At 51.2% G+C, this 16,885-nt stretch carries 14 protein-coding genes; 8 read left to right on the top strand and 6 right to left on the bottom strand.

Annotated features, from left to right (window positions below; translation table 11 throughout):
* Positions 1 to 150 precede the first annotated feature (150 nt).
* Positions 151 to 1,431 (bottom strand): MFS transporter, encoded by a 1,281-nt coding sequence (locus tag ABEA66_RS09000; protein WP_345587286.1) that lies wholly within the window; start codon positions 1,429 to 1,431, stop codon positions 151 to 153.
* A 214-nt stretch (positions 1,432 to 1,645) separates the two neighbouring features.
* Between ABEA66_RS09000 and ABEA66_RS08995 the strand changes: the two genes are divergently transcribed.
* Positions 1,646 to 2,575, top strand: a complete 930-nt coding sequence (locus tag ABEA66_RS08995) for a LysR family transcriptional regulator (protein WP_345587285.1) — start codon at positions 1,646 to 1,648, stop codon at positions 2,573 to 2,575.
* Between the two features lie 55 nt (positions 2,576 to 2,630).
* On the opposite strand, the gene ABEA66_RS08990 is transcribed toward ABEA66_RS08995, so the two are convergent.
* A complete protein-coding gene (locus ABEA66_RS08990) occupies positions 2,631 to 5,264 on the bottom strand; it encodes an S-layer homology domain-containing protein (protein ID WP_345587284.1) in 2,634 nt (877 codons plus the stop codon).
* 148 nt (positions 5,265 to 5,412) lie between these two features.
* Positions 5,413 to 6,537 (bottom strand): response regulator, encoded by a 1,125-nt coding sequence (locus tag ABEA66_RS08985; RefSeq protein WP_345587283.1) that lies wholly within the window; start codon positions 6,535 to 6,537, stop codon positions 5,413 to 5,415.
* A gap of 346 nt (positions 6,538 to 6,883) precedes the next feature.
* On the opposite strand from ABEA66_RS08985, the gene ABEA66_RS08980 reads away from it, so the two are divergent.
* On the top strand, positions 6,884 to 7,402 hold the full coding sequence (locus tag ABEA66_RS08980) for a hypothetical protein (RefSeq protein WP_079912042.1): 519 nt from the start codon (positions 6,884 to 6,886) through the stop codon (positions 7,400 to 7,402).
* Positions 7,403 to 7,575: 173 nt separating this feature from the next.
* Entirely contained in the window at positions 7,576 to 8,367 is a 792-nt protein-coding gene (locus ABEA66_RS08975; protein WP_345587282.1) for a putative protein N(5)-glutamine methyltransferase, read from the top strand.
* A gap of 15 nt (positions 8,368 to 8,382) precedes the next feature.
* Here ABEA66_RS08975 and ABEA66_RS08970 read toward each other — a convergent pair whose 3' ends face one another.
* Positions 8,383 to 9,228 carry an AraC family transcriptional regulator gene (locus ABEA66_RS08970; RefSeq protein ID WP_345587281.1) on the bottom strand — a complete coding sequence of 282 codons (846 nt, stop codon included), beginning with the start codon at positions 9,226 to 9,228 and terminating at the stop codon, positions 8,383 to 8,385.
* Positions 9,229 to 9,485: 257 nt separating this feature from the next.
* On the opposite strand from ABEA66_RS08970, the gene ABEA66_RS08965 reads away from it, so the two are divergent.
* The 5 genes from ABEA66_RS08965 to ABEA66_RS08945 are packed head-to-tail and all read left to right on the top strand — an operon-like array spanning position 9,486 to position 14,558.
* Complete coding sequence (locus tag ABEA66_RS08965; protein ID WP_345587280.1) at positions 9,486 to 10,766, top strand: ABC transporter substrate-binding protein; 1,281 nt, start codon at positions 9,486 to 9,488, stop codon at positions 10,764 to 10,766.
* Positions 10,767 to 10,785: 19 nt separating this feature from the next.
* Positions 10,786 to 11,667: a sugar phosphate isomerase/epimerase family protein gene (locus ABEA66_RS08960; protein ID WP_345587279.1), complete on the top strand. Its 882-nt coding sequence runs from the start codon at positions 10,786 to 10,788 to the stop codon at positions 11,665 to 11,667.
* On the top strand, positions 11,664 to 12,473 hold the full coding sequence (locus ABEA66_RS08955; RefSeq protein WP_345587278.1) for an HAD family hydrolase: 810 nt from the start codon (positions 11,664 to 11,666) through the stop codon (positions 12,471 to 12,473). The genes ABEA66_RS08960 and ABEA66_RS08955 overlap by 4 nt, the downstream gene beginning before the upstream one ends.
* 43 nt (positions 12,474 to 12,516) lie before the next feature.
* Positions 12,517 to 14,340 carry a glycosyl hydrolase family 28-related protein gene (locus tag ABEA66_RS08950; protein ID WP_345587277.1) on the top strand — a complete coding sequence of 608 codons (1,824 nt, stop codon included), beginning with the start codon at positions 12,517 to 12,519 and terminating at the stop codon, positions 14,338 to 14,340.
* Positions 14,316 to 14,558: a hypothetical protein gene (locus ABEA66_RS08945; RefSeq protein WP_079912049.1), complete on the top strand. Its 243-nt coding sequence runs from the start codon at positions 14,316 to 14,318 to the stop codon at positions 14,556 to 14,558. Before ABEA66_RS08950 ends, ABEA66_RS08945 begins: the two co-directional genes overlap by 25 nt.
* A gap of 29 nt (positions 14,559 to 14,587) precedes the next feature.
* On the opposite strand, the gene ABEA66_RS08940 is transcribed toward ABEA66_RS08945, so the two are convergent.
* Together ABEA66_RS08940 and ABEA66_RS08935 are read right to left on the bottom strand one after the other, a co-directional pair.
* Positions 14,588 to 15,004: a hypothetical protein gene (locus tag ABEA66_RS08940; RefSeq protein ID WP_345587276.1), complete on the bottom strand. Its 417-nt coding sequence runs from the start codon at positions 15,002 to 15,004 to the stop codon at positions 14,588 to 14,590.
* A 286-nt stretch (positions 15,005 to 15,290) separates the two neighbouring features.
* On the bottom strand, positions 15,291 to 16,541 hold the full coding sequence (locus tag ABEA66_RS08935) for a stalk domain-containing protein (RefSeq protein WP_345587275.1): 1,251 nt from the start codon (positions 16,539 to 16,541) through the stop codon (positions 15,291 to 15,293).
* Between the last annotated feature and the right edge of the window lie 344 nt (positions 16,542 to 16,885).

Below are 16,885 nucleotides of genomic sequence, written 5' to 3'. Positions count from 1 at the left end.
TGTTTTGTATTTGCCTTTTTGAACACAAGGGGAAAATGCTGACTTCCAGCAGGCCGGAGAGTGAGCTTTGCGAGAGCAGGTTGATGAAATGTTGAAAAAGCTGGGGCTTCCAACACGTAAGATGGGAACCTCCAGCTTTTTGGCTCATTGTTACCCATTCTTCGAACATGATCCGCGAGGAACTGTTTCGACAGCCGCCGCGGCTGCTTCCTCCCTGCCCGTCACAGGTCCCCGATGCGAGCTGTATACCGCAAAGCCGACCATCGTAGCGAGCAGAATGCCTCCCCCGGTATAAAAGGCAGCGGTCAAGCCGAATGCCTGGCCCAGCAGGCCGAACAGGGTCGGGGCCGCCATTTGTGACAGCCGGTTCGTCAAGAGCCGCAGGCCCAGCACCTTGCCGCGCTCGGTCTCCTTTGTTTCCTCCACCATAATCATAATGGTGACCGGCAAATTCATGCCGATAGAGCTGCCAAGCAGGAAGGTAAGGACAGCGATTCCGATAAAGTGCAAGGAAGCGACAGGAATAAAGATCAGGCAGACGGAAGCCATACAGCCCGCGATGATAAGAATCCGCTCCAGCGTCGCCAGCTTCATCAGCCGCCCTAGCAGAAACCGCGATACAAACCCGGATAAGCCCATCAACGAAATGACGAACGAGATGACGAAGGCGGAATAGCCTTGATTGTTTAAGTAAAGCGGAATGAAGCTTGCGTATAACGCTTGAATGAACATGATCAGGAACGTCCCGACGAGGCCGAATTGAACCGCGCGGTGCCGGGTCAGATGAATGCCGCTCACATAGCTGTTCAGCATCTCTTTGGGCTGGAACAGCTCTTTGGTTTTGCCGCGCACACCGGCATCATCGGGATTGCGGACGAGCAGGATCAGAATATAGCAAATGAAGCATACTACGAGCGATGCCAGGAAAGCGGACCGGTAGCTCCACAAGGAGGAGCCCATATAGCTTACCACCGCTCCGCCAAGCAGAGGACCTGCCATATTGCCTGCTGAGTTCCACATCGAGAACCGGTTAATATTCTTATTGCGCAGCTCCTTGTTCTGCTCTCCATCCGATGCCAAGACTTGAAGAGAAGAAGCCATAATAATCATGCTTGTCCCGAGAAGCACTTGGGAGACTGCAAGAATAGGCAAGGTCGTGCTGAAGGACGTAAGTCCCAAGGAAACGATAAGCAGAAGACAGCCGATCTTGGTCATTTTCATCGCGCCGAGCGTATCAATCATTTGGCCTATCGGCATGGCGATGAACATAGGGACGAGCGCTCTAAGAGTAACAATGAGGCCGATCATGGCCGTGGATGCACCGAGTGCTTCAGCATACAGGGTAAAAAACGGCTGCGCCACCGACATCACTCCGAAAAAAATACCGCCGCCATATATTCCGACAGCCCGCACCGCTTTTTCCATCCTCATAGCAGGTCACCTTTCTTTATCTTGTATTTATCTCTTGTGTTGGTGAGCTTCAAGGTATATCCTACAAAGGTAAAATACCTGTAAGTTCATAGTATGAAGGATGGGGAATCAAGTAAATAATCGAAAATGAATGACCTTATTCATTTTTTGAATATTCTTGTCGCGGCTTCGGCTGTATAAATAGGTCGGACGATTCCGGGAAAGGCGGTGCCACTTGACCTTCGATCAAATTCTAACCTTCGTCACCATCTATCGTACCGGGAGCATATCCAAGGCAGCGGAGAAGCTGTATCTGCCTCAGCCGACGGTCTCACACCGGATTAAGCAGCTGGAGAGAGAGCTCGGCAAGCCGCTGCTTATTCGCGTGAACGGAACCGTTCGCTTATCCCACGAGGGCCATACGTTCCTTCCCTTTGCATTAAGTGCGCTGACAGCGCTTGATCAAGGCCGTGAGGCTATCGAGCAGCTGGAGCATGGCTTGACCGGTACGCTGTCTTTAGGGTGCAACAACTCCTTTGCCGGCACGATGCTTCCTCCTATTCTGGAGAGCTTCCTAGCTATGCATCCGGGCATCGCGCTCAAGGTACACTGCTACTCCACAGAAGAGCAGATCAAAATGCTCAAGAGTAAGCATATTCAAATCGGGATCACCCGTTATACGGCCAATGATCCGGGCATCACCTTCAAGCTGCTGTATGCTCATCCGGCCTATGCTGTGATTTCGAGAGAGCACCCTTATGCGGAACGCGATGAGCTCAGTCTAGAGGAGGTTCTCAAAGAGAGGCTCATTCTATACGAGGCGGAAAGCCTCCATCGCAAAAAAATCGACATGACCTTCAAGGATTTGAATATGCTGTACGACCCGCATTATGAAACGAACAATTTGCAGCTGATCAAATTCTGGATTAAAAGCACGATGGGCATTTTTCTGTCTTGTCCGCTGTATATGCAGCCGGAGATCGATTCGGGAGAGATGGTTGCGATTCCGATCGAGCATAATCCGTTCCCGATGAATCAGATCTTTCTTATGTACAGGGATGAGAATTTGAACAGCCTGGACCGTTTGTTTATGCAGCATCTTGAGCAGTATATGGGGAGCTATCAATCGGATGAGCTGGACGATCCGAGCGAGTTAGATAGATGATCAAAAAACAAACGCCGCTCTTATACAAGAACGGCGTTTCCATTTTCCAGCTGTATTAGGCCGGAGGGATAATAACTAAGGTTATGATTTGTTCCTCGGAGTAAGATTTAGCGGTTCCAGCTCCATCCGCATCCCCTTTAAACCTAATCTGATAGGTCCCGGGCGCCGGCATCACTTTATCGTGAAGCTCAAAAGCGATATCCGAAATACCTGAGTTGCTTCCCGTGAAGGTCAGTGTATGGCCATTATTACTAATTTGATCGTTCGTCGGATGGACCCATCCGCTAATGTTATAGTAATCATCCGTGGTAAAAGTCAGGGCATCCATCGTTACCTGAATTTCACCATTTCTATAGGATTCTCCGGAAAAAAAGTCAAACCGAACGCGCGATTGCGTAGAGCCGGTTACCAGCTGTTTGGTACGTGAAATGCCTCCGTCGAATCCATAAATGGTAGAAGTCACCGTAGGTGTAGTCAACATCCCTTTCACCAGTTCAACGGTAACAGCATGCGAAGCATCCTTCACCGATTCATTGTTTGACGCATCTTTGGCCGTAATGACAAATCTATACGTGCCCGGCTGCAGGTTACCAATATTGGCAGCCGCTACAGAACCGTCCGCTTCACTGATACCTAATTCTATCGCCGTCCCTAATTCACCTGCATCGACTGCATCGTTCTCATTCAGATCCGTCCATGGGTAAGCTTGTACCAGAGCGTCTTGCTCTCCAATAGCCCCCGCCAGTCCGTGAAGCTGATCTTCCGTTCCTGTATAGTTATCGATCGCCTCGAACTTCGAAGCATCGACGACAGGTGCGGTCGTATCAGGAACTTCATTCTTGGTCAAGGTCACACGGATTGCGTGCGCGGCGTCCTTCAAAGATTCATTGCTCGACGAATCCTTGGCTGTAATCACGAAGCGGTAAATACCCGCGCGCAAATCCCCGATATTGGCCGCGTTCACGGAGCCGTCAGCCTTACTGGAGCCTAATCCTATGGCTGTTCCTAATTCCCCTGCATCGACTGCATCATTCTCATTCGCATCCGTCCACGGGTAGGCTTGTACCAGAGCCCCTTGCTCACCAACGGCTCCTGCTAATCCACGAATCTGATCTTCCGTTCCGTTGTAGTTATCGATCGCCTCGAACTTCGAAGCATCGACGACCGGTGCGGTCGTATCAGGCACTTCGTTCTTGGTCAAGGTCACTGTGACTGCGTGTGCGGCATCCTTTGCTGATTCATTGCCCGACATATCCTTAGTTGTAATCACGAAACGATAAGTTCCCGCACGCAAATCCCCGATATTGACCGCATTTAGGGAGCCGTCCGCTTCGCTGGTACCGAGAGGTATAGGTGTTCCCAATTCCCCTGCATCGACTACAGCGTTCTCATTCAGATCCGTCCACGGGTAGGCTTGTACCAGAGTACCTTGCTCTCCAACAGCCCCCGCCAATCCGCGAATCTGATCTTCCGTTCCGTTGTAGTTGTCGATTATCTCGAACTTCGAAGCATTGACTGCCGGTGCGGTCGTATCAGGAACTTCATTCTTGGTCAAAGTCACAGTGACTGCATGCGCGGCATCCTTCAAAGATTCATTGTTCCACGAATCCTTGGCTGTAATCACAAAGCGGTAAGTTCCAGCGCGTAAATCACCGATATTGACCGCACTCACGGAGCCGTCCGCTTCACTGGTGCCGAGGGGTATCGCCGTTCCCAGTTCTTCAGGTTCAACCGTGTTATTCCCATTCGCATCCGTCCACGGGTAGGCTTGTACCAGTGCTCCTTGCTCACCAACAGCCCCCGCCAATCCGCGAATCTGATCTTCCGTTCCGTTGTAGTTATCGACCGCCTCGAACTTGGTGCCGTCCAATGTAGGTGGTATGAGATCCCGATAGCTGCTGCTGCGACGAGTTGAACCCGAGGAGGAGGACCCGCCAACAACAGGAGTAGGGTCTGTTACTGTGCCGTTATCTTTAGGGGTATCCGGTTTCGAGTCAGGTTTCTCTCCTGTGTCGGGCTTCTCTGAGTCGGGCTTCTCTGAGTCGGGCTTCTGAGCATTCCCGCTCGTCTTTAGCTTCAAAAGCTTGGAGGCGACTAGAGCTACAGCCTGACGATCCGCTTTGGCATCAGGATTAAACACATTGTTGTCTTCCCCGGTAATCAGTCCATACTCCACAGCAGCTGCTATAGATTCTTTGGCATAATCAGCAATTTGGTTGCTGTCAGCGAACTTCAAGGCTCCTGCTTTACCGTTGGGATTAGCCCCCAATGCTCTTACGAACATAACGGCCATATCCTGACGGGATAAATTTTGACCCGTACCAAACAGGTTATTGCCTGTTCCTTGGATCAATCCGGCTTTGACAGCCGCCTCGACATAGCTGTAGGCGTAGCTGCTTGGGGGAACGTCCTTAAAGGTCGGTGTGGCAGGCGGGTTCGAAACATCCAACTGCAAGGCTTTGGCCAATATAATAGCGAAATCCTGTCGAGTAATCGTCAATGCAGGATAAAACTTATGATCTTCCACACCAGTTACTATCCCTTGGTTGGCTAACTCCATAATGGCATTCTTTGCATAGGAGCCATCAATATCACTGAATGAAGCGGCAGCCGAGCCTTTGGCCGGCAGGATAGGGCCGGATAATAATGCGGCAGCCATTACAGCGCTTATCCATTGCTTTTTGTTCACTTGCTTGTCCTCCTGTTCATGGGATGCGCTTCGTATCGTTGGTTATAACCGATCCGCTAACACGATCCGACTTGAAATGACAAATTGTTCGTCTACCGGATTATAACAATCGCCTCTAAACCGATTCTAAAAAAATACCCCCCGACCTTTATGCATTCAGGTCCGAGGGCTTATCATTGTGGAATTGTTGATAAAATTGTACCAATTGAGGGCTTGGCTCGACGCCTAAGTCATACCGGAGCAGCTCGGCAAACTTGGCAAAATAGTTATCTAGCGAAGCACGGTCGTTCAATCTTGCACAGACGGCAAGCTGGCGGCGGCACAGCTCCTCCGAATAAGGGCACTTGGGTTGAAGCTCGCGAAGGCGCCTCAATGCCTGTCTCTCCATACCGTTTGCAGTTTCGTAATCCGCCAGATTTAGTACCAGGTCAACATAGTGCTCCAATAGTTGATTTTTTTTCAACTCCGCCCATACATAGTCATATTCCTGCAAAAAATCCCCCCGGTAGAGAGAAGCAGCCGCTTCGTACATAGGGACAGTAATTGAAGTGATACGAACTTCCTTATTGACTGCCGCTTCAAACTCCTTAACGTCGTAATGCACTCCCTTAAGCAATAGCCGGTAATTATCTAGCGAGTACTCAACAGTAACTGGAAGGGACTGCTCCCGCAGCAGCTTCCTTATTTGCGATACTGTCGTATGAAGATAAGTAAGCGCCTTATCCTTTAAGTAATCGGGCCATAAAGCTTCAAGCAGCTTTTCTTTATTAACCCAGCGCTCCTGCTCATGCAGTAAATAAACGAACAGCTCCTGTGCCTTCCCCGTCTTCCACTTGAGCTGCTTTTCCTCACCATCCGCACCCTCAAAGGAGAGCTGGCCGAAGCACCGAATCCATGGATGAGAGGTGGAATGGTTTGTTGGCGGCACATGCTGCGCGATACGCCCCAATGTTTTGGTGAGCCGCTTCGGATCGATGGGCTTTAACAAATAATCCAAGGCAGGAATGCCGAAAGCCTCCAGCGCATATTCCGAATAAGCAGTGACATAGATGATGAGGATGCCGGGATCCATCTGCTGTATATGTTCACCGGCCTTAAGCCCATTCACCTCCGGCATATCCATATCCATAAACACGACATCCACCTTGGATTTGGCTAGATGCTCGAGTCCCGCCCGAGCCGACGTATATTTACCTTCAATCCGAAAACCGCCGTTGTCCGAAATCAGCCTCTCCAGCAAAGAAAGCGCAGGCTCTTCATCATCTATCAGCAAACACGTAATTATACTATCATCCCCTTAAGAAAATAGATCGTCTGCACACCCACGCACCCCAAGCTCCGAACATGTTATTTCTGTAGATACATTATTCGACAACGTTCAACAAACTCCCTTTAAGCTTCATCTTCTATTTACAAAAAAAAGCTCTTGTTAGGACAAAAGACACCTCTTTATAACAGCTGTGTAGCACCCAACGGTAAGACGCTTGACAGCCTTTCAATTTTCCGTAATCCAACCCTATCCAACAAAGCACAATCCACCTATTTTCCTGATTGGCAATAAATGTAATACTGTTTTTGATAGCTGGCCAGCTATAACATGATCTTATAGGAGGCCGTGTATGAGGCTAAAAAAAATCGTAAGTATTTTTCTCGTTGTTTTTTCCGTATTGGTTTCAGTACAACCCGCATTCGCTCAAGCTGGACCTATCGAATGGACTTACTATGACGATGCAACCGGGGACCGAGATTGCAGGAGCATATTAACTACAGAATTTACTTCAGATAGCGCATATGCGAGGATAGATTCTAATGGGAATTCCTATTGCTACGGCCAGGTGTGGGGGGAAACTTATGTTGAGAATATCAGCCAGGTAACCTTTAATTGGTCCTTTTTCGTGGATGATCCTTATTGCAATGTTGAAATTCAAGCATATACGGATTCTCCATACAGCACAGATTTCTACCTCTATGAGGACACTAACAGTGGGAATGATGATTTCAGTGGTGACGGATCGCATACCATCCAGCTGCCGCCAGGCTACACGGGAAAAGTTTCCTTCTATATTTCAGTTGATGTCGCCAAATATCCAGCAACCCGTTCCGTTAGTGCAAGTATACATAATATTACTTTTCAGTAAGATGAACTCATGCGACGGTGGAGACAGAAGGTCTCCCCGTTGTTTTTTTTCACTAGGCTGGCGGATGACAGGGCTGGTGGATTTTTTAAATAGAAAAAAATTCTCTATAGGAAGGGACTGTGATTAGCATGTAGAATGAAATTGATCAAATTCTATGTAAAGTAGGATGATATGTGGATTATCGCGAGGATGAAACAGCGATTTTGAATAGGATTGCCGGAAGGCTTCGTGCTGCCGGGTGTGTGTTTGCCGAGGACGAGGCTAGACTGCTTATGTCTTCTTCTAGGAATTCAGCCGAGCTGGCCGAGCGGATAGAGCTCAGAGTCGCCGGGTTCCCTCTTGAGCATATTATCGGATGGGCGGAATTCTGCGGCTTGCGTATTGAGCTGGATCCCGGAGTTTTCGTGCCCCGGCAGCGAACCGGGTTTCTCGTACAGCAGGCTGAAGCTCTGACTCAACCGGGAGACATAATAGTCGATCTGTGCTGCGGTTCTGGAGCTGTAGGTGCGGTCCTGGCCGCCGGGATGGGGCGCATCGAATTGCACGCGGTTGATCTCGACCCTGCCGCCGTACAATGTGCCCGCCGGAATGTTCCGTTGGACAAGGGGGCCTTGTATGAGGGAGACCTCTACGCCCCGTTGCCTGCACGACTACATCGCCGCGTCAATATGATCATAGCGAATGCACCCTACGTGCCATCCGCGGCCATTTCCTTCATGCCGGTGGAAGCCCGCGTCCACGAGGCACGGATGGCGCTCGATGGAGGAGCGGATGGGCTCGATATCCAGCGAAGGATCATAGCGGAAGCCCTTGTCTGGCTCGCCAGCGGGGGAGTACTATTAGTCGAAACTAGCGAGAGGCAGGCGCCGTTGACAGCCGGGCTTTTTGCTCAACATGGCTTGGAGCCGCAATGGGTTCATTCCGAAGAGCTCGACGCTAACGTGATTATTGGCAGGCGATCCTAATCTATCCAGCCCAGCTCATCCGCCGTACCTGACCCGGCTGGGCGAAACCCCGTATTGTCTCGTGAAGGCTCTCGTAAACGAAAACAAATCCGGATACCCCACAGTCAATGCAATCTCCGTAACCGATAGCGATGTCTGCTTGAGCAGCTGCGCCGCTTTGCCGAGCCGGATATTTTGCAGGTATTTCACAGGCGGGATACCGAGGTGTTCGGTGAATGTTTTGGAGAAATGCGTGCGATGGATGTTGACGTAGGCGGCGATATCGTTGACGGTGATTGGCTCGGCGTAGCACGTATGGATGAAGTCCAGGCTTTTTCTCAGCCAAACATCCGGTGTACGCGGGGTCGGGGCCGGCTCCTGATCGGGAATGAGCTTGGAGAAAATACGGTACATAAGGCTGCTCCAGAGAACCAAATGCTTCTTGCTCAGGCTTTTGGGCAGGCGGATCATTTGGTGGAGGATCGATTCCAGGTCGGGATCGACGACCTTGCGCTGGCAGGGCTGCTCGGGGGTGAACCCCGCCATCATCATTAAATCCGGCACTTGGCTGCCGTTAATAGCGAACCAGATCATTTTCAAGCGGTCGTCGGACGGCGCCACCCGATACGTATAGGACGTATGGGGGAACATGCAGAACATATCGCCCTTACCCAGCTCAACTTCGCTGCCGCCATAAAGAAATTGAAGCCGTCCTTCCCTTACAAAATGTATAGTATAATGTGCCTTCTGGCGCGGGCCGTTACTGTAGTCCGGCTTGGCGATGTTATGTCCCATATGAAGGAGGAACAGGCCGCTGCCCATATCGAAGGAGTCGGTCTCATGAATCCATCTTTCGGCGTATTCGTGGGCGTATTCTTGCATGGATACCACCTGCCGTTTCGAGAATCATTCCGTATTGTAAGCGCTTCATATCCTTATAATAGCTTACTTTCATTTTTTCCGAAAGCCCCTTATCCAAAATTTCATATTCCCCTAACGAAGGAGTCCTGCCTTAACAATCGGTCAACATTACCCCTACAAATTGCCAAAAAATATCCTACCGTTTGATATTCCTAACCGGTCTATTCATGAAAGATAATGAGGACAGCAATTCACTTCTGGAAAGAGGAGACCGGTCCATGAAGATAAAGCTCGCATTCGTTTGTGGAACCGCATTCACCCTGTTGGCCTTGGCGGCTTGCGGAGCACCGGAACCAGGCGCGAAGGAGGGCGACGGCTTGACAAAGCCCAAGGATCCTGACCCGGTGACTTTAAAGCTGTTTCCGTACAATCCGATGTCGGAGTCCGATTTTAACAAGCTGATCGCCGAGCCTGTGAAGAAGAAGTATCCTTACATCACGGTCGAAATGCTGGCCAAAAATGCGACGCAGTTCGAAAGCACGATAGCAGCCAAAGAGGATATGGATCTGATTCTTATGTGGAACGGCAATATTAACGGGAACAAGCAGTACGGCATCTTTGAGGATATGACGCCTTATGCCCGCAAGGCCGGCTTCGACTTCGGCCGGTTCGACCCCAAGGCTATGGAAACGATCAAGGAGCTGTCCGACAAGGGGGAAATTTACGGGGCTCCTTACCAGATCCAGTTCTATGCACTCTATTACAACAAAGATTTGTTCGACAAATTCGGGGTACCCTACCCCAAAGACGGCATGACATGGGAGGATACGGTGGAGCTTGCGCGCAAAATGTCCCGGACGCAGGATGGCGTTCAGTACAGCGGCTTTGACATGGATACGCTCTCCAGGTTGACGTACCCGTTATCTCTGGTCCCTGTGGACGGCAAGACCATCAAGGTGCTGGTGAACAGCGATGCTTACAAGAAAGCCTTCGACTTGGGCAAGCAGCTGTATTCGATTCCGGATAATCCGGGCAAACTCAGCACCGGCCGTTTTACGAAAGAGAAGACGCTCGCGATGGTGGGGACGGTCAATATGTTCGACCAACTGGAGAAAACCCCCGATTTGAATTGGGATATGGTTCAATTCCCGAGCTACAAGGAGCTGCCGAATACGTACGGGATGTATGACCTGAATGTGGTCATGATGACCAGCACGAGTAAGCATAAGGACGATGCGATGAAGGTGATCGAGGTGTTCTTGTCCGATGAGGTGCAGAGCCTGAGCTCCAGCATGGGCAAGCTGTCCGCATTGTCCAATCCGGAGCTCCGCAAGGCGTTCGGAAGCGGCCTGCCGATGCTGAAGGGGAAAAATTTGCAGGGCATATTTAAAAGCAGCCCGGCTTACGCCCCGCCGTTCTCCATCTACCATTCCAAAGGCAATGAAATATTGAAAAAGACTTTCCTAGACTACATTGGAGATAAAAAGGACGTGAACACGGCCCTGCGGGAAGCGGAAGAAGAGCTTACCCGGTATATCCAGTCGCAGGGCACCAAATGATGGGGAGGCCAACGAGAACATGAAGATTTCTACATCATTAAATGTATTCGGGACCGACTATGAGCGGGCGATTCCCGTATGCAAGGCGGCGGGCTTCGAGGCGCTGGATTTCAACTATTGGGATCATCAGAAGGATGTGCTGACCAAGACGCGGGAGGAGGAGGAGGCATGGGCGCATCATATTCGCGAAATAGCGGATGAGAACGGCATACGGTTTACCCAAATGCACGGGCCGGTGCACGGGCGGTTGTTCCAGCAAATGGTGCCGGGTTTGGATATCGAATCGTTCCAGGAGCTTGCTGTCCGTTCGATAAAGACGGCATCTATTCTCGGAGTATCCTGGGTTGTATTCCATTCCAGCGGGGTCTCCGTCCAAGGGGAGTCTCATCATGAGGCCAAGGAGTTTAATGTGAGGTTCTTCCGAAGGCTCTTTCCGGTGATGGAGCAGACGGGTGTCGGTATTGCCCTGGAAAATTTCTATGATCGTCCGGCGCGCCCTCATACCGTTCGAAGAACGTATTGCGCTTTATTCGATGAGCTTATAGAGCTGATCGATGCGCTGGATCATCCGCTGGTCGGGGGATGTCTCGATACGGGACACGCGCATGAGCAGGGAATCCATCCGAACGAAATCCGCAAATTCGGCCACAGGCTCAAGGCGACTCATATTAACGATAACGATGGTATACAGGATCAGCATCTGCTTCCTTACCAAGGCTCCATCGATTGGACGGCGGTCATGTCGGCCCTCGATGCCATTGATTATAGGGGGGATTTCACTTATGAGACTCACCAGTCGATTCGCGTGCTGCCGAATGCCTTGCGGGAAGAGGGCTTGCGCTACGCCGTTGCGCTGGGGCACTATCTGGTCGGATTGAAAGGGGAATCCAAGGAAGCATGAAGCTGATTGCCGTAGATCTGGACGGGACGCTGCTTGGAGGGACTTCCGGCAGGTATGGCTTCAAGCCATCCGGTGTGGAGGCTTTACGTCGGGCGGCAGCCCGGCAAATACGCATCGCGATTGTAACGGGCAGGGACATGACGTTCATTCTGAAGCTGCTTGAGCGAGAAGGCATTGAACCGGAACAGGAGGGCTGGCCTCATGTGATCATCTCTGAGGAGCGCCTGATCCATTTCCTTGACAGCCAAGGCAAGTATGCGGCGGAGACGGAGTGGAACGATGAGGTGGAGCGGGTCGAACGCTCGCATTTCGTCGATGTGATTTCCGGTATCTCCGCTTTGCTCGAGGGCAAGCTGTTGCAGATTGATGCTGCCTCAAAACGGTGCGAGGAGGAGAAGGAAGCAGGAAGAGGCTTCGTAGAGGTGCTGTTCAGCAGCGCCGATACAGCCAGGGCGGGGGAGGCGGTTATGGCCGACTGGCTGCAGCGAAGCGGTCTGCCTTACTACGCGGTGCGTAATGTTGCAGGAGTGTGCGTCCGGCATTTGACAGTAGGCAAAGGTCCTGTATTGGTGCAAGCGTGCCGCATGCTTGGAGTTCCTCCGGAGCAGGCGCTTGTCATAGGGGACAGCTGCAATGATCTGTCCATGCTCGACGGCGGCTTCGGATTCATCGCTGCTGCTCCCGGCAATGCCGAGGAGGAGGTGAAGGCCCGCCTTCAATCGGCACACGGTTATTTGGCTGCAGGCAGCTATGGAGACGGCGTAGCGGAGTCGATCTGCCGTGTCCTTGGCGGGCCGCCCAAATAACCCTGCTTTTTGACGATTCCATTAACCAATCACAGGAGGGATCATGATGGACAAGAACAAAGAGTCGGAAGAGAAGGACAAAAGATTAAGCCGCAGGGAGATACTGACGGCTATCGGAATGACGGGCGCTGCCGCCATGACCGGGGTACTCTTAAACAATGGCGTAGCTAACGCTCTGAGCGGCGGCCAGACTTCCGTTACGGATGCGGTATACAAAACCGGCACCGGAGCTCAGCTCCTCAGTACTGTCGATGCGGATGATGTATCCTTCCTGCAGGCGGCAGGTCTGAGCACGCGAACGGCCGGGGACAAGCTGCGCGAGTGGGTCAGCGTCAAGGATTTTGGGGCCGTGGGCAACGGCACCACCGACGATTCGGCTGCCTTCCAGGCGGCGATTGCTTATGCCGAGAGCCAGGCCGTCACGAACCCGGCCCCCGGGGCTTCGGGAAGCAAGCTAGGTCGGGTCAGCCTGTTCCTGCCACCGGGCTCCTACCTCATAACCCAACCGGAATCGCTGCTGCGAAGCAGCTATACGACGAGTACGGTCGGCTTGCACATCCAGGGCGCCGGAGCAGGCACTACCCAGGTCATCTACAGCCCTGCGGCGGCCGGGACGTATTTGGCCCACAACAATAACGCCTGGCAGTTCTGCTCGATCTCCGATATAGAGTTTTATTCGACCAGCACAAGCAATCATTTTATGCGCTCCTACTCGACCGGGCAGCCTCAGAGCTGGTCGTTCGAACGGATCCGCTTCCGCGGAAGCTGGGGATATACGTTCCACCTGGAGGGGACGGACACGAACAGCGAGATGAACTGGTGTGAAGTAGATTGGGCGGGGAGCTGCTTGAAAGGCGTCTATGTCCCTTCGTCCGGAGGGTCGGACCAGTTCCTGAACTATAACTTCTACTCCTGCAATTTCGAGGTACAGGAGGGGGATTTCCTCCAGTTTGAGAAAGGCGGCAATATTACCGTCTGGGGCGGAAGCTACATCCATATCGGGGCTAATGCGGGCACGTTCTTCAAGCTGCTCGGGGCTGCGCATTCCTATGGAGTGGAACGCTTTCTGTGCATCGGCTCCAGAATGGAGCACCGCAACGCCAACAGCAAGCTGATCTACTGCGAGTGGAGCGCGGGAATCGTGTCCTTCATCAATGTCGATACGTCGAGCTCTGTGCCGTTACGCGCAGCGACAGAGCTGGTCGCCACGTTCTACAGCAACAACACCAAAATGCCTGTCATCAAATTCGATAACTGCCGCCTGCTCGGCAAGCACGAATATATGTACAGGGTGAACAGCTTCCAATATCCGCACAATATTGTCTATGCCAACTGTGAGATTAATCAGCATACGAGCCCGTCGGATTTTATCGTGTTTACGGCGGAAGGCGGCAACGCGAATCAGGGCGGGACGCCGACGATTCATTTTACGAATACGAGGGGCCAGGGAGATCCTTCCCGCAAATCCTGGGAATGCGACTACGGATTCCAGAAGAGCTCGTTCGGCATCACCAAAAGAACCGCCATTTCGGTCAAACGGGCCGACGGCAAATTCCCTTATTCGGCCTCCACGACCGTTGGGTTCTATGTGCCAATGAACGCACGCATCGTGAACATTTTCCTGCAATCGCCTGCCGGTGCGGTCACCTCTACAGGGGCGGCGACCTTTACGGTACAGACGACGGAAGCGACGCCGACGGTATTGGCTACGTTGACGGCGCCGAACCATTCGCAGGGGTTCCTGCTGAAGCAGGATTTGTATTTCCGCTGCGATACGGCCGAGAAATGCAGCCTTCAGCTGGTGGCCGGCTCCAATGTGACCCAGGCGAACCCGGAGGCGGAATGTATTGTGGAGTATATCGGGTAGGCACATGCTGGGCTAAGCCGTCTTATCCGGATTATTTGAATGAAGAACGAATCGAAGCACTTGCCGCAAGGGCAGGTGCTTTTTTTGCCATATCGGATGTCTATAATCGCGCTGGAAATAGGTTTCTGGTGCTTATGAATACGGATGCCATCTTCTGCTTTGACGAGGATACGGATGAAATCGTCGGAGCTCTCGGGTTTATATTCGGCAGACGATAGATTCGTTTCGGCTTTTTTATTTCTAGGCCTTACGGGAGCTTGTACTCCAAATCAGAGTTATAGGATGTAATGGCCCATCCGCCATCCTGCTTAGCCAATAGAATCGTATCGGTGTTGCGGTGCTCCTTACCTTCTCTAAGGCTGGTTACCGTAATGACAGCTTGCTTCTCGGAGCTGGAAATGCTCCGAATGGTCTGTATGTGGTAGCTTTTCACGTCCCCATACCAGAATCGGATGTTAATGACCATCTGAGGGTTTCGGTCAAAGACCAGCGGTGAGATCATGGAGTAATCCCTGGTTTGAAACGCCTGATAAAACTGGTCAAGGATATATCTTTGCGGGCTGTTCCACCTGGCGTTGGGGCTGGCGTACACGAAGTAATACAGCAGTGCCGATAATAAAGCGAAAGCCATAACGGATAGGATGAGCTTCTTTACGGCAGACATGATCGCTTTCCTCCAGAGACACTTTTATAGTTAATGATCGATATGATGGTTAATCCAAGCTTGAATTTCCTCCGCTTCCTGATGCTCCTTCATGGCGAATGATGCGCCGAATCGGTCTTTTCCCTTTGATGCAATGACTCTCCTTTGCTATCTGAAAGTCCTGATTTCTATTGGTAGGAAATCCCAATGATATAGACTCCCCCTTAATGGAAAAAGTTGCAAAAAAACAAGAGCTCACCTCCACGAATGGAGGCAAGCCCTCTTGATATTTCTCCGACTAGATGCCTTACGCGGAGGTGATGGTGATCGTCTTCTTGCTGTCGTCCCACTGCACATTACAGCCGAGCGCTTCGCTGACAAATCTTAGAGGCACCATGGTGCTCCCGTTAATCATCCTCGGCGCGAGCTCCAGTGTCTGGCTCTGATTATTGATTCGGGCACTGCTGTTATTGATTTGAAGCCAGACGGATGCAGCTCCTCTGTTGGCTGTGACGGATTGGTCGTTTGAGCTCCATAGCACCTCTGCCCCCAGCTTCTCAAAAATAGTCCGCATAGGCACAAGGGTGCTCCCATCCACGATAACCGGAGGCTGCTCGAAGATTAAGTAATCTCCGTCTACAATAACGGTAATCCAATCATCCAGAACTAACGGCTCAAAATCGATCCCTGTGCCGGTCAACTTCTTGCGTGCCTCCGAAATCTCCTGGATCGTCTGCTCGCGCTGTTTAAGGAGAGAGTTCTTCACGTTCAGCCAGGCGTCGCGGATGTCGCGCAGCGATTCGTTTTTTTGGGCTTGCACGCTGTGCTCGGTTTCACTGATCCGCTTGTTCATACCGGCTTCAGCCTTGGCCAGGGCATCCGCCATCAATTGCTCCGCCTCGGACTTCGTCAGCTTTCCTTTCTCATACCTGTCCATAATGCTGCCTGCACTATGAATGGACGAATCCTTCTCAAAACCGTCCATGACACTTCCAGCGGAGTGCTGATTCGCTTCGTCGTCGTAGGTATCCATCGCGCTGCCTGCATGATTCGGGTCAAGAGTATCATCATACTGATCGGTTGCGCTGCCTGCCGAGTTGGCATCCAAGCTATCCTCAAATTGATCCATTGGGCTGCCGGCCCTATTCGGATCCATGATACTTTTGTATAGATTCATAGGACCTCCGGCACGATTCTTATCCGCTTTCCGGACATAATCCTTAAACTCGGAGCTGTTTTCTTTATACTTTTGCTTCAATTGTTGAATGTCGCTGTCTATCAGGCTTGTCATTGTATCCAAATCGGCATGGGACCGCCGCATAAGCTCATTATAGACCGCCATCATTTGACTGTGATAGGTATCATACAAATGCCTTTCATTCTGAAGATACTGATCATACAGGTCCCGGTGTTTTTTCTCAAAGGTCTGGTATTGCTCCGATATTTGGTTGATGAAGGCCGTATCGGCCGCCAAGGCGGGATGGGCTCCCCCTCCCCATAATAAAGCCAAAGCAATGGAACCTGTCAGGAGCTTGCATGAAATGCTTGATCTTCTCATTCTCATCCTCCACAAATGTTGAATTGACAATTATGTATAATGATACTATAAAAAATGGAAATAAAAATAGGAAAATGGGAGGTGAATCCAGTAGGCAGGTTGTCACGGATTTACCCATTCCTTGGTAAAAACGGCCCCCTGATTTTTGGAATGATCGTCCTAAGAAAAAAGTTTCATTTCATGAAACAATGAAATCACAGCTGCTCTCCGGGGCGGCTTGTTTGTTTTGACCAGGTATTAGAAAAAAATAGTACTTTTAGCTTCAGCGGAATAGTTTACAATAGGATATACAAGTTTCGACAAGCAATCATGTATCACGGTCCTCGATTACATCTCATAGTGGA

Source organism: Paenibacillus vulneris (assembly GCF_039543185.1).
GTDB lineage: Bacteria > Bacillota > Bacilli > Paenibacillales > NBRC-103111 > Paenibacillus_S > Paenibacillus_S vulneris.
The sequence above is the reverse complement of the archived record's forward strand: the minus strand, read 5'-3'. Positions and strand labels throughout refer to the sequence as shown.